This is a genomic window from Peristeroidobacter soli, from assembly GCF_004138485.1.
Classification (GTDB): Bacteria; Pseudomonadota; Gammaproteobacteria; order Steroidobacterales; family Steroidobacteraceae; genus Steroidobacter; species Steroidobacter soli.
Window position 1 is genome coordinate 288,940 of the sequence record NZ_RYEV01000008.1, and the last position, 23,083, is coordinate 312,022.

Here is a 23,083-nt window from a genome sequence, read left to right on the forward strand (position 1 = left end):
GCGTCATGAGTGCCGCACTGCGACTTGAGTACGGTTTTAACCTTTCCATGGCCCCTAGCGGCAGTTAGTTAGGGAAAAACCCTGAGGGTGTGCGAGGGGAAAGCACAGCTGCGCCGATGCGACGGCTTCGTCACACGCAATGAGGCGCGCGATCTACGCTGCGCGCAGCGCAGCGGCCTGCGAATGCAACTGTGACTTCGGTCCCGATATGTCAGCAGCGCGGGGCTGCTTGAGTCGACTCTCGCTTACCGGGGATTCGAGATGGCGGGATTGTGCGCGAGCTCACAAAAAGAATAGCAACGGTCCACGGCAGCCAACGCCTGGGCGTGAGCTTCGACATCGCGTCGCAGGTCAACGCGTTCCTCAACTACAACTCGGACTTCTCCGATCGGATGAGGAACGACGCGGGCAATCGGGGCGTGCGGTGGAGCTTCTGACCCGCCGTTACCAGAACTTCCACCAATGTTTCTTCTGCTGTTCGGGCTCGACCTGCGGCTCGTTCAGCTGCGCGTAGTTCTCGGCCATCACCTTCTCGGTGTCGGCCGCGAGATCGGTCATGCCGAGGCGGCGATACGACTCGGCCATGATCTCCAGCGCCTGGCGGATCTGCGGTGAGCCGTCGTAGTTCTCGATGGCGTACTTGGCGCGATTGATCGCACCCACGTAGGCGCCGCGCTCCAGGTAATGGCCGGCCACATAAACCTCGTACGAGGCGAGGCGGTTGCGCAGGAAGATCATGCGCTTGCGGGCATCGTCGGCGTATTCGCTGTTCGGGAACCGCTGCACCAGGGTTTGGAAGGACTGGAACGACTTGCGCGCGTCGATCGGCGGCCGCTGCGACAGGTCGGCGTTGAACCAGCGCTCCAGGAAGTTCGGGTTGCGCTCGAACTGCACCAGGCCCTTGATGTAATAGGCGTAGTCGACGCGCGGGTGGGCGGGATTCTCGCGGATGAACTGGTCCGCCTGGTCGATGGCCGCCTCGGGCTCGCGGTTCTTGTAATAGGCGTACATCAGGTCCAGCTGCCCCTGGCGGGCCGCGTTGGTGAACGGGAAGCGCGCCTCGAGCTGCTCGTAATACTGGGTGGCGTCGCGATAATTGCCGTTATCCGAGGCCTTTTTGGCCATCTCGTACAGCTTGTCGGCGTTGCCGATCTGCTCGCGGGGCTTGTTGCCGCAACCGCTGAGGCTCAGCGCCAGCAGCGCCGCCGTGGTCAAGAAGAGGATCCGCATGCGAGAATTCAGGCCCTTTGCAAGCGATTCTAGTACTCGTGCCGCCCGGCAATAGCGCCGTGGCGGGGACGGATTCTCAAATCCGTCCCCCTTGGAGGCGGCGAGTATAGCTACAGTTCCCCCCAAGATGTCCGAACCCGTAAACCACCAGCTGACCATCCCCTTCGAGCACGCCGGGCAACGCCTGGACCAGGTGCTCGCCGACCTGCTCGAGGGCTATTCCCGCACCCGGATCAAGGAGTGGATCGAGGCCGGCCAGGTCAAGGTCAACGGCGCCCGGCTGCGCCCCAAGGACAAGGTGCTGGGCGGGGAGAGCGTCGAAATCAACGCCACCCTGCCGGATCAGGTCAGTGTCGAGCCGGAAAAGATCGGCCTGAACATCGTTCACCAGGACCGGCACGTGCTGGTGCTCAACAAGCCCGCCGGGCTGGTCGTTCACCCGGGCGCCGGCAACGCGGCCGGCACCTTGCAGAACGCGCTCCTGCACTTCGACGCCAAGCTGTCCCAGGTCCCCCGCGCGGGCATCGTGCACCGGCTGGATAAGGACACCAGTGGGCTCATGGTCGTGGCCCGCACCGTCGAGGCTCACACGGCGCTGGTGCGCATGATCGAGGCCCGGGAAGTGGAGCGCGAATACGAGGCGGTCTGCGTCGGGGTGATGACCGGCGGCGGCGTGGTCGACGCGCCGATCGATCGTCATCCGGTCGATCGGTTGAAGATGGCCGTGCGCCAGAACGGTCGTGAGGCGGTGACTCATTATCGGGTCGTGACCCGTTTTCGCGGTCACACTCACGTGCGGTTGAAGTTGGAGTCGGGGCGCACGCATCAGATCCGCGTGCACATGATGCATATCCATTACCCGCTGGTCGGCGACAAGGTTTACGGCGGCCGCATGCTGTTGCCGAAGGGCGCCTCGCCCGAGCTGATCGAAGCCCTGCGCGGCTTCAAGCGCCAGGCGCTGCACGCGGCCCGGCTCGCGTTCGAGCATCCGGTCACCGGCAAGCCGATCGAGAATGAAGCGGCGTTGCCGACCGATATGCAGGATCTGCTGGGCGTGCTCGCTACCGACACGGCGGCCGCCGCCGCTGTCAAAAGGCGCTGAGAGCCATGGCTGACTGGATTACCCCCGACTGGCCCGCGCCACCAAATGTGAAGTCGGCGGCGACGCTGCGCACAGGCGGGGTGAGCCAAGGGGCGTTTTCCAGCCTGAATTTCGGCTCGCACGTGGGCGACGAGCCTGCGGCCGTCGCGGAGAACCGGCGGTTATTACGAGCCGCGCTCAAATTGCCGCCCGAGCCGGCTTGGCTGAATCAGGTTCACGGCATCAACGTTGTGGATGCGACGGGCGGCACGGTGGCTGCGAGCTCCCGAAACGCTTCAGATGCGAGGTCGAGCACCGCCGTCGATGCGACCCGGGAGGCAGTCGCGAGCTTTAGCAACGTTTCCGGCGCGAGTTCGAGCACTGCGGATGCGAACTCGAGCGGCGCCAGGGGCGCCAGCTCGATCAGCGAAGGCGGCGGTAGCCGCACCCAAGAAAACCCGGCGAGCGCCGGAGGCGCGATGCCGGTGGCGCCAACGGCGGACGCATCCGTTGCTCGCGGCGCCGGCGCGGTCTGCGTCGTCATGACCGCCGATTGCTTACCCGTCCTGTTCTGCGATCGCGCCGGCACGCGAGTCGGCGCTGCTCACGCCGGCTGGCGCGGCCTCGCCGGTGGCGTCCTGGGCGCGACGATCAAAGCGCTCGATGTACCGCCGTCGAGCCTGATGGCCTGGCTCGGCCCCGCCATCGAGCAGGATGCGTTCGAAGTCGGCGATGACGTTCATGAGGCGTTCTTGAAGCTCGCAGCCGAAAATGCCGCGGCGTTTCGCAGCAACGAACGCGGCCGCTGGCAGGCCGACTTGTATCAATTGGCTCGCAACGAACTGGCGCGGCTCGGCGTGACCGCCGTGTACGGCGGCGGCTTCAAATGTTTCGCCGACAGCGAACGTTTCTTCTCTTACCGCCGCGAGAACCGCACCGGCCGGATGGCGACGCTGGTCTGGCTCGAGCGGTAGCACGCTTCGACAAGCGGCGAACGCAGCCCCGATGCCACCATCGACGTTTGTATCGTCAGGCGATCGCCGGCTCGATGGCGAGCAGGGACTCGCCGGGCTCCAGGGACGCGGCCGGCCCGCTTGACACGCGTGCTAACCTGCCCGTCATAACCAACATCGCCTTTTAGCTCGCGAGTCTGCTGCGGCGTGACTGGCAAGCGATCTCCAAAACATGCATCTGCTCGGCTGGATCATTTTGTTTACTGCCATCGGCGGCTTCCTCAGCGCGCTGGCAGCGTCCGTGTTCCTGGTCGTGCCGGACCGGGTACGCACGCGCGTTCTTCCGCATCTGGTGAGCTTTGCGACCGGCGCCTTGCTCAGCGCCGCGCTGCTGGGCCTGCTCCCCCATGCCATCGAAGCGGCCGGTGTTTCCAAAGCACACGAGCTCGGCATGACCTTGCTCGGCGGCCTCTTACTCTTCTTCGTGCTGGAAAAGATGGTGCTGTGGCGACACTGCCATGCCGACGTGTGCGAGGTTCACGTGAACCCCGAGCCGCACGCGCATGTCCACGGGCACCATCATCACCCGCACTCACACGCTCACGGCGGCGCTCATGACCAGCGCCGCGATCGGGCGTCGGCCATGCTCATCCTGATCGGCGACGGCTTCCACAACGTCCTCGACGGCGTGCTGATCGCCGCGGCGTTCATGACCGACGTGCACCTGGGCATCGTGACCGCCATGGCGGTGTGTGCGCACGAGATCCCACAGGAGGTCGGCGATCTGGCCATCCTGCTCAACGGTGGCATGAAGCCGTTGCGCGCCCTGACCCTCAATCTGCTCACCAGCGTGACCTCCGTGGTGGGCGGCGTGGCGGCGTATTTCGCGCTGGCACAGGTTCAGGGAGTGTTGCCGTACGCCATCGTGCTCGCCGCATCGAGCTTTCTTTACATTGCGGTCGCCGACCTCATTCCCGGCCTTCACCGCAAGGTCGATCCAGGCTCGGGCGTCTGGCAGCTGGTGTATATCGTGCTGGGGGTGGCCGTGATCTACGTCAGCCATAGCCTGGCGCACTGACCCTTAGCCAGCCCGGACAATTCCGGGGTGTCCTGGAACGGAACCCTGTTGAATTCTCCTACCTTGCTCCCAGATCGCAGGCTAACTAGAGGGCGCCGATTGCAGGGGTGCGCCCGGGAAGAATTCATATGCGAATGGATAAGTTCACCAGCAAATTCCAGCAGGCCCTGGCCGATGCCCAGTCATTGGCCGTGGGGCGCGACAATCAGTACATCGACCCGGCGCACCTGTTCGTGGCGCTGCTCGATCAGCAGGGCGGCACTGTCCGACACCTGCTCGACAAGGCCGGCGTCAAGGTCAACCTGCTGCGCTCGCAGCTGGGCGAGGCGCTCGACAAGCTGCCCAAGGTCGAAGGCACGGCCGGCGAAGTGCACGTCTCCAACGAGCTCAGCCGTCTGCTGAACGTGATGGACAAGCTTGCGCAGAAGCGCGGCGACCAGTTCATCTCCAGCGAGCTGTTCGTGCTCGCGGCCCTCGAAGATAAAGGTCCGATCAGCACGGTGCTCCGCAATGCCGGCGCCGTGAAGGGCTCCATCGAGCAGGCGATCGACGAGCTGCGCGGCGGCGAGAAGGTCAACGACGCCAACGCCGAGGAAAGCCGTCAGGCGCTGGAGAAATACACCGTCGATCTCACCGAGCGCGCCGAGCAGGGCAAGCTCGATCCGGTCATTGGCCGCGATGACGAGATCCGCCGCACCGTGCAGGTCCTGCAGCGTCGGACCAAGAACAATCCGGTGCTGATCGGCGAACCCGGCGTCGGTAAGACCGCCATCGTCGAAGGCCTCGCGCAACGCATCGTCAACGGCGAAGTGCCGGAAGGGCTGCGTAACAAGCGCATCCTGTCGCTCGACATGGGCGCGCTGATCGCCGGCGCGAAATTCCGGGGCGAGTTCGAAGAGCGGCTCAAAGCCGTGCTCAACGATCTCGCCAAGCAGGAAGGCCGCGTCATCCTGTTCATCGACGAGCTGCATACCATGGTCGGCGCCGGTAAAGCCGAAGGCGCGATGGATGCCGGCAACATGCTCAAGCCCGCGCTCGCTCGCGGCGAGCTGCATTGCGTGGGCGCGACCACGCTCGACGAATACCGCAAGTACATCGAGAAGGACGCGGCGCTCGAACGTCGCTTCCAGAAAGTGCTGGTGAACGAGCCGTCGGTGGAAGACACCATCGCCATCCTGCGCGGCTTGAAGGAACGTTACGAAGTTCACCACGGCGTGGAAATCACCGACCCGGCCATCGTCGCGGCGGCCACGCTGTCGCATCGTTACATCACCGACCGCCAGCTGCCCGACAAGGCCATCGACCTGATCGACGAGGCCGGCTCGCGCATTCGCATGGAGATCGACTCCAAGCCCGAGGCGATGGATCGGCTCGAACGTCGCATCATTCAGCTGAAGATCGAGCGCGAGGCGTTGAAGAAAGAAAGCGACGAAGCGTCCAAGAAGCGCCTGAAGGCGCTGGACGAACAGCTCGGCGCGCTCGAAAAAGAATATTCCGACCTGGAAGAAGTGTGGAAGGCGGAGAAGGCCTCCGTGCAAAGCGCCGCCGGCATCAAGGAAGAGCTGGAGCGCACCAAGCTCGAACTGGAGACGGCGCGACGTGCCCAGGACCTCGGGCGTATGTCCGAGCTCGCGTACGGCAAGATTCCCGAGCTGGAGCGTCGGCTCGCTCAGGCCACGGCGGCTGAACAGCAGACGGACCAGAAGAAGCTGCTGCGTAACAAAGTCACCGATGAGGAGATTGCCGAAGTCGTGTCCAAGTGGACCGGCATCCCCATCTCCAAGATGCTCGAAGGCGAGAAGGAAAAGCTGCTGCGCATGGAAGAGCAGCTGGGCAAGCGCGTCGTTGGACAGCGCGAGGCCGTGACCGCCGTGTCCGATGCGATCCGTCGTTCGCGCGCCGGCCTGTCCGATCCGAATCGGCCCAATGGTTCGTTCCTGTTCCTCGGTCCCACCGGTGTGGGTAAGACCGAGCTGAGCAAGGCGCTGGCGGAATTCCTGTTCGATACCGAAGAGGCCATGGTCCGCATCGACATGTCGGAGTTCATGGAGAAACATTCCGTGGCCCGCCTGATCGGCGCGCCTCCGGGCTACGTCGGTTACGAGGAAGGCGGCTATCTCACCGAAGCGGTGCGCCGTCGCCCGTACTCGGTGCTGTTGCTGGATGAGGTCGAGAAGGCCCATCCGGACGTGTTCAACGTGCTGTTACAGGTGCTGGACGACGGCCGCCTCACCGACGGTCAGGGCCGCACGGTCGATTTCCGCAATACCGTGATCATCATGACATCGAACCTCGGCTCGCATGCGATCCAGGAGCTGTCGGGCGAGGCCAACTACGCCCAGATGAAACAAGCCGTGATGGAGAGCGTGCAGCAGCATTTCCGCCCGGAATTCATCAACCGGGTGGACGACATCGTGGTGTTTCATCCGCTGGGCCGGGAGCAGCTGCGCGCCATCGTGGACATTCAGCTGGCGTATCTGCGCAAGCGGCTGGCCGAGCGGGATATCGAGCTGCAGCTGGATCAGGCGGCGACCGATCGCCTCGCGGAAGCGGGTTTCGATCCGGTGTACGGCGCCCGTCCGCTCAAGCGCGCCATTCAGCAGCAGCTGGAGAATCCGCTGGCTCAGCGCATCCTCAAGGGCGAGTTCGGTCCCGGCTCGAAGGTGCGCGTGACGGTCAAGGACGGCGAGCTGGCATTTGCGCGGGGCTGATTTTATCGCGGCAACAACTTGAAGATTCGGCGTCGGCCTCTATGATGCGCCGACGCGGAAGTCGCCTCGTTTGTGACCGAGAACAACCATGCCGTTTTACGAATACGAATGCTCCAACTGCAAGTTCTACGTCGAGACCCTGCAGAAGATTTCCGATGAGCCGCTGAAAAAGTGCCCGAGCTGTAAAAAGCCGACGCTCAAGAAGCTGATCTCCGCGCCGGTGTTCCGCCTGAAGGGCGCCGGCTGGTACGAGACCGACTTCAAGTCCGAGGGCGAGGACAAGCGCAACATCGCGGATCGCGAAGAGCCGGCCGAGAAGTCCGAGGACAGCAAGCCCGCCGCCAGCGACTCCAAGGCCACCGAGACCAAGGCTGAGAAGAAGGCCGAGTCCAAGGCCGAAGTGAAGACCGCCGCCGGTGCCAAGAAGCCCGCCGGCAAGGCCGCCGCCCCTGCCAAGGGCAAGAAGCCGGCCGCCAAAGCTCCGGCCAAGCGCCCGCCGCCGAAGAAGGCCGCGCCGGCGAAGAAGAAGGCCAAGCGGCGGTAATTGCCAAGGGCGCCTGAACTGCGCCATCGGCTTCCGAGATCGCAGGGCGGCTGAGTCGCGCCGCCCCATTTCCAGTAGAAAGCGCCCCGCGCCAGCGGTGGCGCGGCCCCGGCGCCAGAAGGCGCCTGCCCGGCCAACCCGGCCCGGCTCTCACCTCGACCCCGGAAGTCCTTGCCTTGCGCCGCCTCGGGGGGCTCCGTAACATCCCGCGCTCCCTACGTCCCGAGCCTTTTTCCATGCGCTCCCATTATTGCGGCCAGGTCAACGAGTCCCTTATCGGCAAGGAAGTCAGCGTGGCTGGCTGGGTGCACCGCCGGCGTGACCATGGCGGCGTGATTTTCGTCGACCTGCGCGACCGCGAAGGCCTGTTGCAGATCGTGTTCGACCCCGATGACAAGGGCACCTTCGCCGACGCCGAGCGTCTGCGCGGCGAGTTCTGTATCCGCATCAAGGGCGTGGTCCGGGCTCGCCCGGGCGGCACCGCCAATTCCAATCTTGCCTCGGGTCAGGTCGAGCTGCTGTGCAAGGAGCTGGAGATCCTGAGCCGCTCCGAGACGCCGCCGTTCCATCACGACGAGCCGGTCAATGAAGAGCTGCGATTGAAGTATCGCTACCTCGACCTGCGCCGCGATGTCATGCAGAAGCGCATCCGCCTGCGTCATGCGGTGACGCGCGCCATGCGCGACTATCTGGACAACAACGGTTTCATCGACATCGAAACCCCGATGCTCACCAAGGCGACCCCGGAAGGCGCGCGTGACTATCTGGTGCCGAGTCGCACGCATCCCGGTCAGTTCTTCGCGCTGCCTCAGTCGCCGCAGCTGTTCAAACAGCTGCTGATGATGGCGGGCTACGATCGTTACTATCAGATCGTCCGCTGCTTCCGCGACGAAGACCTGCGCGCCGAACGTCAGCCGGAATTCACTCAGCTCGATATCGAGACCTCGTTCCTGAGCGAAGAACAGATCATGCAGCTGATGGAGGCGCTGATCCGCTCCATCTTCAAGACCGTGCTCGGCGACGACCTGCCGAACCCGTTCCCGCGCATGACCTACGCCGAGGCGATGCGCCGTTACGCGTCCGATAAACCGGACCTGCGCATTCCGCTCGAGCTCGTCGACGTCGCCGATCTGGTCAAGGATTCGGAGTTCAAAGTGTTCTCCGGTCCCGCCGCGAATCCGGACGGTCGCGTCGTCGCCCTGCGCGTGCCGGGCGGTGCCAGGCTGTCACGCAAGGAGATCGACGATTACACGACGTTCGTCGGACGTTATGGCGCCAAGGGTCTCGCCAATGTGAAGGTGAACGAGAAGGCCAAGGGGCGCGAAGGCCTGCAGTCGCCGATTCTCAAGAACCTGAGCGACGACGCCGTGAACGGCATCCTCTCGCGCACCGGCGCGCAGGATGGCGATCTGATTTTCTTCGGCGCGGACACGGCGAAGGTCGTCAACGACGCCATCGGCGCGCTGCGTATCAAGGTCGGTCACGACCTGAAGCTGACCAAGACCGGTTGGCATCCGCTGTGGGTGGTCGACTTCCCGATGTTCGAATGGGACCCGGACTCGAAGCGCTGGGCCGCTCTGCATCACCCGTTCACCGCGCCTCGCATCGAAGACGCGGCGGCGCTGCGTGCCGATCCGAAGAACGCCTTGTCGAAGGGTTACGACATGGTGCTCAACGGCTCCGAAATCGGCGGCGGCTCGGTGCGTATCCATCGCACGGAAATGCAGTCGACGGTGTTCGACCTGCTCGGCATCTCCGCTGAGGAAGCCCAGATCAAATTCGGCTTCCTGCTCGAAGCGCTCAAATTCGGCACGCCCCCGCACGGTGGCATCGCGTTCGGTCTGGACCGCATCGTGATGTTCATGGCGGGCACGGATTCGATCCGCGACGTCATCGCGTTCCCGAAGACGCAGACGGCCGCGGACTTGATGACGAGTGCACCGACTGGCGTCAGCGAAGAGCAGCTGAAGGAGCTGCATATTCGGGTGAAGTTGCCGGTGAAGGTGGAGGGCTAAGGCCCGCTAGGTTTGGTGGCGCGGGCGCGCGCAATGCGCGCCCGTCGCCATCCCGCGCACGCCGCCTCGCGGTGCGCGCTTCATTCCGCGCGTTCTGCGCGAGAGAGATTCCGTCACACTCGGCCGCGCAAGTTGATCCGCGGGCATCGGAATTTTACATTCGACGTTTCTGGGGAAACGCGACGTTCCGTCTTTCTCATTGCCGGTCGCTGGAATTTAACAGTTGGCGCTCCAGCTGGAGGATGTTCCGGCCGGACTACGGGTCGGCCGCTTTCCTGTTTCTGATCGCGATGTTTCCATTGGAGGGGCGTGCGGAAAGAGGCCTGGCTCGAAGGAGTGTACGGGTAGTTGGAATCAATCGGTGCAGGCGTTCGATGCAGCCGAACAAGCCCATACAGGCCACGTGGAAAACGCAAGCTCGCTCGAGCGTTCGAGCAGAGTCGATGCGCGGTTGCTCGCGACGTTAGGCGGTAGTGACATGATCGTAGAACTGCAAGAACGAAGGTCAGTGCGTTTGCTCGTTGTCGATGACGATGGAAAGTTGCTGCTCTTCGAATATCACGATGAACATCAAGCGCCATTTTGGGCGACGGCCGGAGGCGAGTTGAAGCCTGGCGAGAGCTACCTGGATGCGGCGCGGCGTGAGCTGCGCGAGGAAACTGGCATTGACGCGGAAATTGGCCCTCTGCTGAAAGAGCGAGAGGCCGTCTATGCCGTTGCCAGATCGACTCCCGCGCGCTGGCTGGAAAAGTATTTCCTGGTCAGGTGCGGATCTCGGTCACTCATAGCGAAGCATGGCTGGACGGACGAAGAGCGCAGCACGATCCGTGACTGGAAGTGGTGGAGCCTGGACGATATGAAAAAGCAGGGAAGTTCAATTTTCAAGCCAGACTGGCTGCCTGCGATTCTCGAGTCGGTAGTCCATGGGGTGCCGCCAAGCTCCAACCCTCATCCGCGCCGCCCTTGAAGGATAGATCCGGCCTGCCTATCCTGATGACGTAGGACGCTGGAAACTTTCATGAGCTCGGCACGGATAATAAGGAGATTCGATGCGTGCTTACCTCGGGTTGGTTTGCCTGGCTCTGTCAGGCTGTGCCTCCCATGACGTGTTTCTCTATGAAGCCCGTCCCGACTCGGCTAAACCCGCGATCATCGGTGTCTCCGGGATTGATGTGAAACTCGAGACGATCGACGGCAAGGTCTTCGAGAACTTCGGCAACAATGGCATCGTCCACCGGGTGCACGTCGAACCGGGAACCCATCGGTTCGGCTTGATGGCACTCAGCGAATTCGACTTTGGCTATCAGACAGTTTCATATAAGCGCGACGATGCTGAGGTGAGCGCCGAAGTGCTCGCGGGGCACGTTTATGGATTTCGTTCGGAGCTCACTGCCGAGGGACGGCTTTTCCGCATCGTCGACCTCGGCACGGATGTGGACCCAAGCTGCTTTCGACCAGGGCTGAACGGCCTGACGTATGTGTCGCAGACGTGTCAGTGGCCGACTGAGTGAGCCTGGCGCCGGGATCACCTAGGGAGATGCAGCGTGGGAATGTTCGCAGGCAAGGTGGCGCTGGTGACGGGTGGCAGTTCTGGACTGGGCGAGGCCACGGCGCTGAAGTTTGCTCAAGAAGGGGCCAGGGTTGTCGTCGCTGCCCGGCGCGCCGAGCAGAGCGCGCGGGTCGTGCAACGGATCGTCGCGCTGGGGAGTGAAGCTTTGTTCGTGCCGACCGATGTGAGTCGCGCCGCGGACGTGGAGCGCATGGTAAGCGCCGCCGTCGAGAAGTTCGGTCGCCTGGACTATGCGGTCAACAATGCCGGCATCGCCGGTCCGCGCTACACGCCCATCGCCGATGTTACTGAGGCCCAGTGGGACGAAGTCATGGGCAGCAACTTGAAGGGCGTCTGGCTGTGCATGAAATACGAGATTCCCGCCTTGCTCGCCAGCGGCGGCGGAGCAATCGTCAACATCGCGTCGATTTACGGACTCAAGCCAAGCGACATCGGCCACGGCCCGTACGCGGCCAGCAAGCACGGCGTGGTCGGCCTGACCCGATCCGCGGCTTCGGACTATGGTCAGCTGTCGATTCGCATCAACGCGGTGGCACCCGGCTTCACTCTATCCGAGATGGTCGATCCCAATCGGCCGGGGGCCGCGGAAAAGTATCAAGCGCTGACCGAACGTCACTCGGGCATGAAACGCCTGGGCTACGCCGAAGAAACCGCCAACGCGATTACGTGGCTGTGCTCGGATGCGGCGAGCTACGTCAATGGCGTTGTTTTGCCCGTGGACGGCGGTAGCGCGACTCGGATGTATTAGGAACTGCTTCATGAGGTTCAACAGTCACGGCACGCCAGGGTCCATCTTTGCCATAATGGTCGCGCTTTGTTTCTTCGCATTGGGTGTCGCTCTCGTAGGGCCTTTGCAGCTCACGATAGCCACGAGGTGATGTGTGAGAACGGAGCGCAAGAGGCGTCATGCCGAGAGCTTCAGCCGGAATTACTCACGATCTCGAACCTGGCGCCATGAGCAGACTCATGTTGTTTCCCAGCGCCGTCAAACGAGAGCCGGCGATTGAAGAATGGATGCGTCGGCACCCCGGGGCGCTGGGAACAATTGCGGGACACTGGTTCAACATCATGCGTGGCTGCGGTGATGATGTCAGGGAGCTTCTTCATGATGGCCAGCCAACTGCGTGTGTCGGCGAAGCTGCGTTCTGCTACGTCGATGCCTTGACTGCTCATGTCAATGTGGGGTTCTTTCTCGGCGCCCATTTGCCTGATCCCTGCGGTCTCCTGGAAGGCACCGGAAAATTCATGCGCCACGTGAAGCTCCGGCCGGGAGAAGAGGTTGATGCTTCGGCGCTGAGGATGTTGGTCGAAGCGGCATACCGTGATATGAAAGGTCGCGTGAGCGGCAGCGACGACGCGCCGGGAAAGTCATGATGGGATTCAACTGCACAACCTGCGGCGAATATCACGACCAGCTGCCGATGTGCTTCGGGCAGTCGCCTTTGCACGGCGAGGGTTCGCGAGATTGCAGAGGCGGCATTGCATGGTTAGCTGGCGCCAGGTGTTACATGGCAAGGCCCATCATCAAGGAACAGGATGCGGAAGTCTTGGCAAAGCTGCCCTTGGCCGGGTCGGCTTGAGAGGAGAAGTCTTATCCCTTCGTGAACCGCCGAAGCGTACGCTTTGGATCATGCGCGCGAAAACATTCATCGCTGTGGCGTGCCTGGCCGTACTGGCCGGGTGTGCCAGCATGGGAGCCCGGCTGTCATCGAAGCCCGGCGCGTACACGGTCACAGTGCAGTCGGTCCACGCGCCACACCGCGACATTCATGCCACCTACGTTCGCCCCGCGCAGGAGCGGCATCCTGGGTATCTGGTCATGTTCGTCACCGGCGACGACGGTTGGTTTGGTACCAGCCGGGCGGTGTTCACACACCTTGCCGACGAAGGCTACATGCTCGCCGGTTTCAGCGCGCCTGAAGTCATTGATGGCGTCGATGAATCGGTGCGAGTGAGCACGGCGCGGGCGGCGGAAGGGCTGAGAGATGTTTATGCGCAGGCGAGGCAACATCTCGGCGTGCCCGAATCGACGCCGATCGTCATGGTCGGATTCTCGCGCGGCGCGTCGGCGGTGGCGTTTACAGCTGTGCACCCCGACCTGCGCGATGACCTCAAGGGCGCGGTGGCAATTGCGCTGACTCGCGAAGCGGATTATCTGCATGCGACCGAAGACGAGCGCCGGCAAGGCATCCGCGTGGACGGTGAGGATCGAATTCAACTGTACGCGGCGCTGAAGTTCCTCGGCGCGACGCCGTTCGCGGTGATCCAGTCGACCAACGACTCTTATGTTCCCGCCGCCGAATCGCGCCAACTGCTCGGCGCGGATACGGCCACGTTGCGTCTCTACCCGGTCGAATCGGAGGATCACGGGTTCAGCGATGCGCGTGACAAGCTGATGCAGGACCTCGACGACGCTCTGCGCTGGATTGAAGAAGAAAAGGTCGCGTCACCAAGTACGTGAGCTACGTCAGTCCCAGCTTCTTCAGCACTTCCACCGGTGGCCCATCGAACGTCGTCATCGCCACGTTGCCAACGTACCGCAGATCTTTCATTCCCACCGGTGTCGTGTAGTACCCGCCCGCAGTAAGCGAGCGATAGCGGGCGAAGAACTTCGCCGCCTGCTCGAACTGAGCGGCAGGTTTCGCCGCGCTGAGGTCGTCGCAAATGGCCACGAGCTCTTTCTCTACGAGCGCCGAGAACGAGTTCTTGAAGCGACGTTGCGCTTCCTGATCGAGCCATGCCAGTCCCTGCACAACCACAGGCTTGTCATTCTGGTTGTTCGGATACGGCGCGCTGATCCATTCGTCGATGAAATCGACGACACCGACTTTCGACGCCGCCGGCGATCCCTGATCCTCGGGAATGATCAGATCGCTCAGCACCGTCGCTGTCGTACGCTGATGTTCGTTCAGTGTCAGTGGCCACAGCTCGCCGATCTGGTGAATCTTCAAAAGATTCGGGTCTTTCCCATACCCGCTGACATTCTTCGCCGTGCTCTGAGCGAGCGACACGCCGGCGGGCAATTGCAGAGCCGCGCTGGCGGCGAGCACCCACTTGAGAGCCGTGCGTCGATCGATGCGCAGAGAATCGTTGCTCGGCTCCATGTCACAGCTCCTTCCGCTTCAGGGCGGACAGCATGTAGTCGGCGCTGCGCCAGGCGAGCGCCATGATGGTCAGCGTCGGATTCTTGTCGGCGTTGGAAGGGAACGGCGCGCCGTCGGTGATGAACAGGTTTTTCACGTCCCAGCTCTGTCCCCACTGATTGACGACCGAGCTCTTCGCGTCGCTGCCCATGATCGCGCCGCCGACTTCGTGAATGATGAAGCCGCCGGGCAGCAGGTCCTGTTTGCTGGTGACGCGACCGCCCATGTTCTGGATGATTGCCGAGAACGTCTGGTGCGAATGCAGCGCCTGGCGTTTCTCGTGCTCGGACCATTTCCAGTGAAAGCGCAGGGTCGGGATGCCGTACTGGTCTTTCTTCTGCGGATCGATCTCGCAATACGAGTCCTCGTTGGGAATCATCTCGCCGCGACAGACCAGGCTGATGAACGAGCCGTAGTAGCGCCGCATATCCTGCCGGAGCTTCTTGCCGTAGCCGCCGACGAAGTTGGCGAGGCCGGCGGTGGAGCCGAAGCTGGGCATGCCGCGGCCGGCGCCGATTTCGATGTGATAGCCGCGAGCGAAGTCGAGCTTGCCGGCCAGTTGTTCTTTGTAGAGCCACCACGGCGAGTACACATGTTCACCGCCGGCACCGTCTTCGTTGTGCGCGGGCAGGTCTTCCAGAGCGGGAATTTGACCGGTGACGCTGGCGCCGACCGTGTCCATCAAATATTTGCCGACCTTGCCGCTCGAGTTCGCAAGCCCCTGCGGGAACTGCGCGGACTTCGAGTTCAACAAGATGCGCACGGATTCGCAGGCGCTCGCTGCGAGCACGATGATGCGAGCCTTGGCGCGCACTTCCTTGCCGGTGGTCTTGTCGATGAAGACGACGCCGGTCGCGCGACCGTTCTTGCCCATCTCCACTTCACGCACCATCGCGTTGGGAAGAATGTCGAGATTGCCGGTTGCCATCGCCGGTGGCAGATGCACCGTCGTCGATTGGTAGTTCGCTTTGATCGAACAGCCGCGGCCGCACTCTGTCGCCCAGAAGCAGGGTGCGCGACTGCGCATGGCATCGGCGACTATCTGTTGGGCACGAGGATTGCCGGGATGAAGCAGGGCGGCGTTGCGCTTGAAATCCAGCTGTTGGGTCAGCACGGCGCGATGCACGGCAATGACAGGCACACCGGTCTTCTTCGCATGCTTCTGAATCAGCGCCTCGCCCGCGCGAGGCTTTGGGGCAGGCAACAAACATCCAGCGGGCGAGTCGGGCGTATTCTCCAGCCCGTTGTTGTCGCCGTACACACCGATGAGCATTTCGACTTTGTCGTAGTAGGGCGCGACATCATCGTACGAGATCGGCCAATCGAAGCCGAGCCCATCGCGAGTCTTCGGTTTGAAATCGTAGGGGCCGTTGCGCAGTGAGATGCGGCCCCAATGATTGGTGCGGCCGCCGAGCATGCGGGCGCGCCACCACCAGAAGGTTTTATCGGCGTCGGTCGAGGCGCTCGAATAAGGCTCGCCGGGAATCTGCCAGCCGCCATCGACGGTCGCATCGTAGAAGCCGAACTCCTTATCGGGCGTCGACGTGCCACGCAGCGGCGCCTGGTCCGGCGTATTGAACATCGGCGTCTCGACTTCGGGCACGTAGTTGCGGCCCGCTTCGAGCATCAGCACTTTCGCGCCGTCCAGTGTCAGCGTGTATGCCGTCTGTCCGCCGGCGGCGCCGGAGCCGACCACGATGACGTCGTATTCCTTCTTCAACCCTGCAGAATCGATCAGCGGCATGACCTACCTCCCTTGGTGAGCCCTGGGTCGGCGTGGAACAATGAGCTAGCGTTTAGGTGGTGCGGCGCTATCTCTTACGACCAGTTTGATCGGCAGCGTGTGCATTGTCGGTTCGGGTTTACCGCCGTTCAGCATGTCGAACAGCAGCGACATGGCTTTATTACCGATCTCGCGTGTCGGCTGCTCGATGGTGGTCAGCGGCGGATCGCAGAAGCTGGCGAACTCGATGTCGTCGAAGCCGACCACCGACACGTCCTGCGGTACCGCGCGACCGGTGCGTTTGAGAAAACGGATGGCGCCGAGCGCCATCTCGTCGTTGAAACAGAAGAGAGCGGTCGGCGGTTGCCGGGTCTTGAACAATTGCTCGGCAGCGGTGCTGCCCGAGCTCATTGTGAAATCGCCCTGCGCGATCAACGAGTCATCTGCTGCAATTTTTGCCGAGCGCAGCGCGAGTTTGTAACCGCGCAGTCGATCGCTCGTGAGCGGGCTCGAGTCGGGGCCGAGGATCACGCCAATGCGCTTGTGACCGAGGCCGAGGAGATACGCAGTCATTTCACGAGCGGCGGCGGCGTTGTCGATGCCGACGCGAGGGCAGGGCGCGTCCTCGATGTATTCGCAAGCGTTGACCAGCGGTATATCGAGCGTGCCATTCGCGCCGCGCGCTGCTTTCGGCAGGCGCGGATGCAGTTGGATCAAGCCATCCGCCTGACGCGTCTCGACCAGGCCGACGTAATAGGCCTCGCGATCTTCACGACCTTCCGTGTCACCGAGCAGCACTGCATAGCCGTGCTGCTGCGCGACCTGCTCGATGCCGCGAATGATTTCGGCAAAGAACGGGTTGGCGATGTTCGGCACCAGCACGACGATCGAAAAGGCGCGCTTGCTGCGAAAGTTGCGCGCCAGCAGGTTGGGCTTGTATCGACTGCGCTCGACCTGCGCCAGCACCTTCTTCAGCGTTTTGTCGGAGACCTTGTCCGGCGTCGTCAGAGCGCGGGAGACGGTGGCAATCGACACGCCGGCCTGACGGGCGACCTGGCGAATCGAAGTGGCGCGATTGGAGGACGAGGACACTGAGGGCCTTTGACTGTGAACGGCTCGAACGCATCGATCATGCGCCGCTGCGCTGAATCGACTCTGGTTTGAAGGCGAGCGCGAACAACACGAACACGCCGGCGGCCAGTGCCGCCGGGATCAGCCAGATTGCCTTCCAGTCGTGTCCGCCCGCCAGTACATGCTGATCATAGATCATGCCGGCCACTTTGAAGCCGACCAGCATGCCCACGCCGTATGTGGCCAGCGTGATCAGCCCCTGCGCCGAGCTCTTGTATTGCTCGCCCGCCTTCGAGTCGGTGTAGATCTGTCCGGAGACAAAGAAGAAATCGTAGCAGACGCCATGCAGGGCGATGCCGCCGATCAGCAGCACCAGCGCGGAGTTCTGCGCACCGAAGGCGAACAGCACATAGCGCAGCACCCAGGCGGCCATGCCGATGAGCAAGGTCTTCTTGATGCCATAGCGATTCAGAAACACCGGCAGCAGCAGCATGAACAGCACTTCGGACATCTGACCGACGGTCATCTTGCCGGTGGGGTTGGTCACGCCGATCTCAGCCAGGAACAGGTTGGTGTTCTGGTAGTAGAACGCCAGGGGAATACAGATCAGGACCGATGAAATAAAGAACACCGCGAAATTCCGGTCCTTGAGCAGGCGCAGAGCATCCAGCCCCAGCGCCTGTGAAAGCACGCTCTGGGAGGTGACCCGAACCGGCGGCGTGGCGGGCAAGGTGAAGCTGTACACGCCCAGGATCAGCGAGGTGATGCTGCACAGGAGGAACGTATTTCGGAGCGCACCCCCCGCCACGGCTTGCTGTGCGTCCCAGCCGAGCGTGCTGATGAACAGGCCGGCGACGATCCAGCCGATCGTGCCCCAGACGCGGATCTTGCCGAACTGGACCGAAGGATCGCTCAGCTGGCGGAACGACACGGAATTCACCAGCGCCAACGTCGGCATGTAGATGATCATGTAGCCGAGCACATAGGGATAGAACGCCGCGAAGCTGCCGGAGCTGTACATCAGGTACATGAGCAGCGCGCCGATCAAGTGGAGCACGCCAAGGATGCGCTCCGCGTTGAAGTAGCGGTCGGCAATCAAGCCGATGATGAACGGCGCGATGATCGCGCCCCAGCTCTGCGTCGAGAAGGCCTGCCCGATCTCGCCGCCGGAGGCGGAGAAGGCGGCGCCGAGAAACGTGCCCAGCGTGACGAACCATCCGCCCCAGATGAAGAACTGGAGGAACATCATGACGCTGAGTCGGGCAGTGATCGGATTCAACAGTCCCCCAGTAACCCGTTCGTCGCGGGTTCTTCTGTAACGGGTTACATCGCAAAGGTGGCAGAAACGCGCGCTGCCTGTCAAACGGCGGGCAGCGCGGTTGCGGCGCCTACTTGAGCTTCCTGACGCTCACTTCCTTGAAGTACACGGTGTCCTTGTCGCTGTGATTCTGCAGCCCGATGTAACCGCCGGGCGCGCGCTTGCCGCGATCCGGCTCGTACTTCTGTTTCTTTTCCGGCACGGGCGAGCCTTCCTTGAAGTCGGTGACCTTGGTGCCGTTCACGGTGACCACGGTGCGTTCGTCCTCGATGGTGATTTCCATCGTGTTCCATTCGCCGGTCTTGGGCTGCGCCAGCGTCTTGGTGAACGAATACAGCACGCCGGTGCGATGCCAGTCGTCCTCGCTGTCGTCGATCTGCACTTCGTAACCTTTGTTCACCGGCATCCACGGCTCCGTGGGTTGCTCAGGAATGCGGATGAAGACGCCGGAGTTGCCGCCGCCGTTGTCGTCGGGCGCCTTGTACACGACGCGAATCACGGCGTTGCTGAGCTTCTCGCCCGGGAAATACAGCAGGCCCATGCCGCCGACGCTCTTGAGCGCGCCGTTTTCGACCACGAACTCGCCCGGACCGACATGTTTCCAGCCGTCGAGGTTCTTGCCGTTGAACAGCGGCTTGAAGGCTTTGTCGCCATTGTCGGCGTGCGCGGTCATGGCGCAGGTGGCGGCGAGCGCCGCGATCCAGGGCGCGCCACGATTGAATGCGTTGAACATGAGAGTGCTCCTTACGACCTCAGCGTGCTCAGATATTCGAAGCTGGCGCGAACCGCGTCGACGGTCGGGCCGGTGAAGTTTTCCTGCTCGACGAAATAATGTTTCAGGCGCTGCGGATCGCAGGCCGCGAACACGCTCTTCCAGTCGATCTTGCCGCGACCCACTTCGATGGTCTGCGCCTTGATCTCGTCCACCGCCTGCACGGCGTCCTTGCGCACGTCCTTCACGTGCAGCAGTGAGATGCGATCGGCGTGTTGCTTGACGTACTTGGCGGGATCGAGCCCGGCCGTGACCACCCAGCCCAGATCCAGCTCGATGGTGACCAGCTTCGGATCGGTCAACTTCAACAGATGCTCGAACGCGGTCACGCCATTGAAGGTGCGGAATTCCATGTTGTGGTTGTGATAGCCGGCCTGCAGCCCGGCCTTCTTCGCCACTTCGCCCAGCTTGTTCAACTGCTCGGCGTTCCACTTCCAGTCGTCCAGCGTGATTTCCTTGGCGATGGCCGGGGACAGCGCCCTGCCCGGCGGCAGCGAGGGGAAGGCGCAGATGAAATATTTCGCGCCGACTTCGGCCGCGCCGTCGACCAGCTTCTGCATGTCCTTCTGGATGTCGCCCATGCTCGAGTGCGCGGAGGGCGCGGTCATGCCGTGGTCGGCGAGGATCTTGCGCATTTCCTGGCCCGACTTGCCGTAGAAACCGGCGGTCTCCACTTCGCGATAACCGATTGCCTGCAGCTTGGCGAGCGTGCCGACGAGATCCTTGGCGGCAACGTCACGAACCGTGTACAGCTGCAAACCGATCGGACGACCCAGCGGACCGGTGCCATCGCCTGCCGCAAAACTTCTGACTCCACTCATGGCGGCCAATGCAGCGAGCGAGCTGCCCTCGAGAAAGCGACGACGTGTGATCATGATGGTCTCTCCTGGTCGTTGATGGCGGTCCATTGATTGCTGGCGGAGGAGCGCAGGACGGCTTCCACGATGCTCATGGAGCGCGCGCCGTCGGCGAATGTGGGCAGCCCGACCTGCGACTGGCCACGAATCGCGGCATATGAATCGCGCACGAATGCTTCGAAACAATCGCCCCAGCCTTGCGCGTGCCCGGCGGGCAGCCAGGCGAGACGGCGCTGTTCGGCGGAGAATTGCGATGGATCGCGCGTGAGCAGCGACCGGCCTTCACGGCGGCCGATCCACAATTGCTCGGGGCTCTCCAGATCGAACATGACGCTCTGTTGCGCGCCGTCGAGCTCGAACCACAAGCGATTCTTGCGGCCGGCCGAGACCTGGCTGACGGTCAGTGTCGCGAGCGTGCCGCGATCGGTGCGCAGGATCAGGCACGCGACGTCTTCGGTGTCGACCGCCTTTGTTTCTTTCACTTCGCCGCTGGCTTGGAATGCCACGCGGCTCGCGGCAGCGGAGCGTTGCGCGATCGGTGTGCCGAGTGTGGCGATCAGTGAGGTGAAGCGCTCGCCCGTGATCCACTCGATCACATCGCAGAGATGCGAGCCGATATCGGCGAACGCGCGCGACTTGCCGCCAGCGGTCGCATCGACGCGCCAGTTCGTATCGCCGGCTTGCATCAGCCAGTCCTGCAAGTACGAGCCTTGAATGAGATACAGCTTGCCCGTCTCGTCGCTCTGCACGCGCGCGCGAGCTTCGCGCACCATCGGGTGATAGCGATTGATGAAGGGCACGGTGCCGACCAGGCCTTTGCTCTTCGCGAGATCGGTGAGGACGCGCGCGTCCTGCAATGACGTGGCGAGCGGCTTCTCACATACGACGTGCTTGCCGGCGTCGAGTGCCGCCTTCGCGACTTCCATGTGCAGTGAGTTGGGGGTGCAGATGTGGATGACATCCACGTCTTTATCGCGGGCCGCCGCAAGCCCCGAGGCGAATGAGCGAGGCACGTTCATCGCCTTCGCCGCTGCGGCTGAACGTTCCGGCGAAGAGGCGGCCACACCCACGACTTCCGCGCCGGCCAGTCGTGCAGAACGTACATGAACTGCGCCGATGAAACCGGTTCCAATGACTGCCGCGCGAAGAGGGGTGGACATGTCGATCAGCGCTCGAAAGGGGGTTAGGGCGTGGCGGCCGGGCGGGCATATTGACACGCCGCCGGTTCAGATTTCACGTAGTAAGCGCGATAGTTGCCGGCCTTCGGATCCATGCAACCGGCCAGGTTCAGCAACGAGACTTTGCGGAAGTCGATGGGATGCGACTCGCTCTGCAAGGAAATATAGCCGCCTTGGATCAGCTTGCCGTCCGGCTTCGCGGCGTGGTCGTGGTTATGCACCGCTCCGCCACCGTACTGAGGCAGCGCGTACTCCAGCACTTTCTCGCCGTTCACGAAGTGCGTGATCTGGCCGGCGCCCAGGACCAGGAATTCCGCTCGCACCCATTGATCGCCATCGAAGGTGGGTGAGGTCGAGTTCAGGCAGTGCTCAGGATACAAACTGCCGTTGATGACGATCTCGGTGCCGGGCGTGCAGACGTTCGCTGTCGGGCGCGCGCTGCCGTCGCTCTTGCCGCCCAGGAGTTGCCCTTCGATGGAGATGGGGAAGTCCTGGTCGCGCGTCATGGTCTTGGGGTCTTGCGAGTGGAGCATCGCGCCGCTGTTACGGAAGGCCCAGGCGCCGGGATTGCCCTTGGCCTGCTCGCCGACGAAGCGGTATTCGACGACCAGGCGGTAGTAGCTGTACGGCTTTTCGTAGAACAGATGCCCGAACTGGCTGTCGAAGTTCTGATACTTGTCGTAACGAACTTGCAGCAGGCCGTGCTTGACCCGGAAGGTATCGGCAAAATTCTCGCCGAGCGCGTGCTTGGTGATCTTCGGGGTCCAGCCGGTGAGATCCTTGCCGTTGAACAGCTCGATCCAATCGCTGGCCGGTGCGACCGGCGCCGGCGGAGGCGTGGATTGCGCGAACACGGGCGACATACCGAGCAGCATGCCAGCCATCGTCAGCAGCTTCGCCGTTCGCATCATGTTCCCCCAATGTGAGTCATCTGTTTTTCTGTTGCGTCCCATCGGCGCAGGCTGCGACCATAGCTGTCAACGCTGTCAAGGGCAATGCCGAATTGAGTAACGATTCCAAGCAAGGCGCCACGCCGCCACTGGTCGTGCTGGTCCATGGATTGTGGATGTCGGGCTTCGAGTTGCGGGTGCTGAAACACCGGCTCGAAGCGGAGGGGCAGTTTCGTGCCCACGCGTTTTCCTATCCATCGCTGACTGGGACCATGAACGACCACGTGCGTTCCCTCGTGGATTTCGCGCATGAGCAGAAGGTGCCGGAGTTGCATTTCATCGGGCACAGCCTCGGCGGGCTGGTGATTCTGCGGGCGTTACAACTGACCGACGATCTGCCGCCGGGCCGGGCGGTGCTGTTGGGCACGCCGCTGCAAGGGTCGAAGGCGGCACAGGGGGTTGCGCGCATTCTGCCGTTTGGTAAAGCGATTCTTGGGGCGGCGGTGAATGCGGAGTGCGTGGAATTCGAGCCGCGCGAGTGGCGAGGGCATCGAGACGTTGGTGTGATCGCGGGGTCGATGGGCTTGGGGTTGGGGCGATTGTTCGCGGACCTGAACGCGGATCATGACGGCACGGTGCTGGTGGAAGAGACCTTGCTGCCGGGAGCGAAAGATCACATCACGTTGTCGACGTCGCACACCGGGATGCTGTTTTCCGCCGAGGTGGCGGAGCAAGCAGGGTGGTTCCTGCGAACAGGGTCGTTCCGGCGCTAACGTTTCTTGATAGCGCCGCGTTTAGCGGCTACCGCCGCGCAGGCGACGTGCGCTATCGCGCCGTCGCTCGAACGCCGCGAGCGCTAACGCGCCGCAGCTGCTTAAATAAGCCGGCGCGTGCTAATAAGCCGGCGTGCGCTAATAATCCGGCGTGCGTTAACTAAGCCGGCGCGCGG

The 23,083-nt window shown here is 62.7% G+C and carries 21 protein-coding genes; 12 read left to right on the forward strand and 9 right to left on the reverse strand.

Annotated elements, in window-relative coordinates; genetic code table 11:
* Window positions 1–444: 444 nt before the first annotated feature.
* A complete protein-coding gene (locus EKO19_RS32420) occupies window positions 445–1,230 on the reverse strand; it encodes an outer membrane protein assembly factor BamD (RefSeq protein ID WP_157995541.1) in 786 nt (261 codons plus the stop codon).
* Between the two features lie 127 nt (window positions 1,231–1,357).
* Here EKO19_RS32420 and rluD point away from each other — a divergent pair, with 127 nt between their 5' ends.
* From rluD to EKO19_RS32480, 11 genes are all read left to right on the forward strand, one after another.
* Complete coding sequence (gene rluD / locus EKO19_RS32425; RefSeq protein ID WP_129781565.1) at window positions 1,358–2,332, forward strand: 23S rRNA pseudouridine(1911/1915/1917) synthase RluD; 975 nt, start codon at window positions 1,358–1,360, stop codon at window positions 2,330–2,332.
* 5 nt (window positions 2,333–2,337) lie between these two features.
* Entirely contained in the window at window positions 2,338–3,285 is a 948-nt protein-coding gene (gene pgeF / locus EKO19_RS38970) for a peptidoglycan editing factor PgeF (protein ID WP_217705749.1), read from the forward strand.
* Between the two features lie 211 nt (window positions 3,286–3,496).
* Window positions 3,497–4,342, forward strand: a complete 846-nt coding sequence (locus EKO19_RS32440) for a ZIP family metal transporter (protein ID WP_129781566.1) — start codon at window positions 3,497–3,499, stop codon at window positions 4,340–4,342.
* Window positions 4,343–4,476: 134 nt separating this feature from the next.
* The gene (gene clpB, locus EKO19_RS32445) at window positions 4,477–7,053 is read left to right on the forward strand and encodes an ATP-dependent chaperone ClpB (protein ID WP_175597268.1); all 2,577 of its coding nucleotides are present in this window, start codon (window positions 4,477–4,479) and stop codon (window positions 7,051–7,053) included.
* Window positions 7,054–7,141: 88 nt separating this feature from the next.
* Complete coding sequence (locus tag EKO19_RS32450; RefSeq protein ID WP_129781568.1) at window positions 7,142–7,597, forward strand: FmdB family zinc ribbon protein; 456 nt, start codon at window positions 7,142–7,144, stop codon at window positions 7,595–7,597.
* A 236-nt stretch (window positions 7,598–7,833) separates the two neighbouring features.
* Window positions 7,834–9,612 carry an aspartate--tRNA ligase gene (gene aspS / locus EKO19_RS32455; protein WP_129781569.1) on the forward strand — a complete coding sequence of 593 codons (1,779 nt, stop codon included), beginning with the start codon at window positions 7,834–7,836 and terminating at the stop codon, window positions 9,610–9,612.
* 490 nt (window positions 9,613–10,102) lie between these two features.
* Window positions 10,103–10,579, forward strand: a complete 477-nt coding sequence (locus EKO19_RS32460) for an NUDIX hydrolase (RefSeq protein WP_129781681.1) — start codon at window positions 10,103–10,105, stop codon at window positions 10,577–10,579.
* A gap of 82 nt (window positions 10,580–10,661) precedes the next feature.
* Complete coding sequence (locus EKO19_RS32465; RefSeq protein WP_129781570.1) at window positions 10,662–11,123, forward strand: hypothetical protein; 462 nt, start codon at window positions 10,662–10,664, stop codon at window positions 11,121–11,123.
* A 39-nt stretch (window positions 11,124–11,162) separates the two neighbouring features.
* On the forward strand, window positions 11,163–11,930 hold the full coding sequence (locus tag EKO19_RS32470) for an SDR family NAD(P)-dependent oxidoreductase (protein ID WP_129781682.1): 768 nt from the start codon (window positions 11,163–11,165) through the stop codon (window positions 11,928–11,930).
* 218 nt (window positions 11,931–12,148) lie between these two features.
* Window positions 12,149–12,556, forward strand: a complete 408-nt coding sequence (locus EKO19_RS32475) for a DUF1801 domain-containing protein (RefSeq protein WP_217705752.1) — start codon at window positions 12,149–12,151, stop codon at window positions 12,554–12,556.
* A 256-nt stretch (window positions 12,557–12,812) separates the two neighbouring features.
* Window positions 12,813–13,643: an alpha/beta hydrolase family protein gene (locus EKO19_RS32480; protein WP_157995542.1), complete on the forward strand. Its 831-nt coding sequence runs from the start codon at window positions 12,813–12,815 to the stop codon at window positions 13,641–13,643.
* A 1-nt stretch (window position 13,644) separates the two neighbouring features.
* Here EKO19_RS32480 and EKO19_RS32485 read toward each other — a convergent pair whose 3' ends face one another.
* The 8 genes from EKO19_RS32485 to EKO19_RS32520 form a co-directional block, all read right to left on the reverse strand.
* Window positions 13,645–14,286, reverse strand: coding sequence for a gluconate 2-dehydrogenase subunit 3 family protein (locus EKO19_RS32485; RefSeq protein WP_175597269.1), 642 nt, complete (start codon window positions 14,284–14,286; stop codon window positions 13,645–13,647).
* 1 nt (window position 14,287) lies between these two features.
* Window positions 14,288–16,069, reverse strand: a complete 1,782-nt coding sequence (locus EKO19_RS32490) for a GMC family oxidoreductase (RefSeq protein WP_129781573.1) — start codon at window positions 16,067–16,069, stop codon at window positions 14,288–14,290.
* A 45-nt stretch (window positions 16,070–16,114) separates the two neighbouring features.
* Window positions 16,115–17,140, reverse strand: coding sequence for a LacI family DNA-binding transcriptional regulator (locus tag EKO19_RS32495; protein ID WP_129781574.1), 1,026 nt, complete (start codon window positions 17,138–17,140; stop codon window positions 16,115–16,117).
* Window positions 17,141–17,177: 37 nt separating this feature from the next.
* Window positions 17,178–18,398 carry a nucleoside permease gene (locus EKO19_RS32500; RefSeq protein ID WP_129781575.1) on the reverse strand — a complete coding sequence of 407 codons (1,221 nt, stop codon included), beginning with the start codon at window positions 18,396–18,398 and terminating at the stop codon, window positions 17,178–17,180.
* Window positions 18,399–18,507: 109 nt separating this feature from the next.
* A complete protein-coding gene (locus EKO19_RS32505; protein WP_217705753.1) occupies window positions 18,508–19,170 on the reverse strand; it encodes a 3-keto-disaccharide hydrolase in 663 nt (220 codons plus the stop codon).
* A gap of 11 nt (window positions 19,171–19,181) precedes the next feature.
* Window positions 19,182–20,084 (reverse strand): sugar phosphate isomerase/epimerase family protein, encoded by a 903-nt coding sequence (locus tag EKO19_RS32510; protein WP_157995543.1) that lies wholly within the window; start codon window positions 20,082–20,084, stop codon window positions 19,182–19,184.
* Window positions 20,081–21,226: a Gfo/Idh/MocA family protein gene (locus tag EKO19_RS32515; RefSeq protein WP_129781577.1), complete on the reverse strand. Its 1,146-nt coding sequence runs from the start codon at window positions 21,224–21,226 to the stop codon at window positions 20,081–20,083. Before EKO19_RS32515 ends, EKO19_RS32510 begins: the two co-directional genes overlap by 4 nt.
* A 23-nt stretch (window positions 21,227–21,249) precedes the next feature.
* Window positions 21,250–22,152 carry a 3-keto-disaccharide hydrolase gene (locus tag EKO19_RS32520; RefSeq protein ID WP_217705754.1) on the reverse strand — a complete coding sequence of 301 codons (903 nt, stop codon included), beginning with the start codon at window positions 22,150–22,152 and terminating at the stop codon, window positions 21,250–21,252.
* Between the two features lie 95 nt (window positions 22,153–22,247).
* Here EKO19_RS32520 and EKO19_RS32525 point away from each other — a divergent pair, with 95 nt between their 5' ends.
* Window positions 22,248–22,907, forward strand: a complete 660-nt coding sequence (locus EKO19_RS32525; RefSeq protein ID WP_129781579.1) for an esterase/lipase family protein — start codon at window positions 22,248–22,250, stop codon at window positions 22,905–22,907.
* Window positions 22,908–23,083: the final 176 nt, after the last annotated feature.

Bases quoted from the DNA above. Each gene is read 5' to 3' on its own strand.
- EKO19_RS32420 (WP_157995541.1), bottom strand. From the start codon at position 1,230: ATGCGGATCCTCTTCTTGACCACGGCGGCGCTGCTGGCGCTGAGCCTC.
- rluD (WP_129781565.1), top strand. From the start codon at position 1,358: ATGTCCGAACCCGTAAACCACCAGCTGACCATCCCCTTCGAGCACGCC.
- pgeF (WP_217705749.1), top strand. From the start codon at position 2,338: ATGGCTGACTGGATTACCCCCGACTGGCCCGCGCCACCAAATGTGAAG.
- EKO19_RS32440 (WP_129781566.1), top strand. From the start codon at position 3,497: ATGCATCTGCTCGGCTGGATCATTTTGTTTACTGCCATCGGCGGCTTC.
- clpB (WP_175597268.1), top strand. From the start codon at position 4,477: ATGGATAAGTTCACCAGCAAATTCCAGCAGGCCCTGGCCGATGCCCAG.
- EKO19_RS32450 (WP_129781568.1), top strand. From the start codon at position 7,142: ATGCCGTTTTACGAATACGAATGCTCCAACTGCAAGTTCTACGTCGAG.
- aspS (WP_129781569.1), top strand. From the start codon at position 7,834: ATGCGCTCCCATTATTGCGGCCAGGTCAACGAGTCCCTTATCGGCAAG.
- EKO19_RS32465 (WP_129781570.1), top strand. From the start codon at position 10,662: ATGCGTGCTTACCTCGGGTTGGTTTGCCTGGCTCTGTCAGGCTGTGCC.
- EKO19_RS32470 (WP_129781682.1), top strand. From the start codon at position 11,163: ATGTTCGCAGGCAAGGTGGCGCTGGTGACGGGTGGCAGTTCTGGACTG.
- EKO19_RS32475 (WP_217705752.1), top strand. From the start codon at position 12,149: ATGTTGTTTCCCAGCGCCGTCAAACGAGAGCCGGCGATTGAAGAATGG.
- EKO19_RS32480 (WP_157995542.1), top strand. From the start codon at position 12,813: ATGCGCGCGAAAACATTCATCGCTGTGGCGTGCCTGGCCGTACTGGCC.
- EKO19_RS32485 (WP_175597269.1), bottom strand. From the start codon at position 14,286: ATGGAGCCGAGCAACGATTCTCTGCGCATCGATCGACGCACGGCTCTC.
- EKO19_RS32490 (WP_129781573.1), bottom strand. From the start codon at position 16,069: ATGCCGCTGATCGATTCTGCAGGGTTGAAGAAGGAATACGACGTCATC.
- EKO19_RS32505 (WP_217705753.1), bottom strand. From the start codon at position 19,170: ATGTTCAACGCATTCAATCGTGGCGCGCCCTGGATCGCGGCGCTCGCC.
- EKO19_RS32510 (WP_157995543.1), bottom strand. From the start codon at position 20,084: ATGATCACACGTCGTCGCTTTCTCGAGGGCAGCTCGCTCGCTGCATTG.
- EKO19_RS32515 (WP_129781577.1), bottom strand. From the start codon at position 21,226: ATGTCCACCCCTCTTCGCGCGGCAGTCATTGGAACCGGTTTCATCGGC.
- EKO19_RS32520 (WP_217705754.1), bottom strand. From the start codon at position 22,152: ATGCGAACGGCGAAGCTGCTGACGATGGCTGGCATGCTGCTCGGTATG.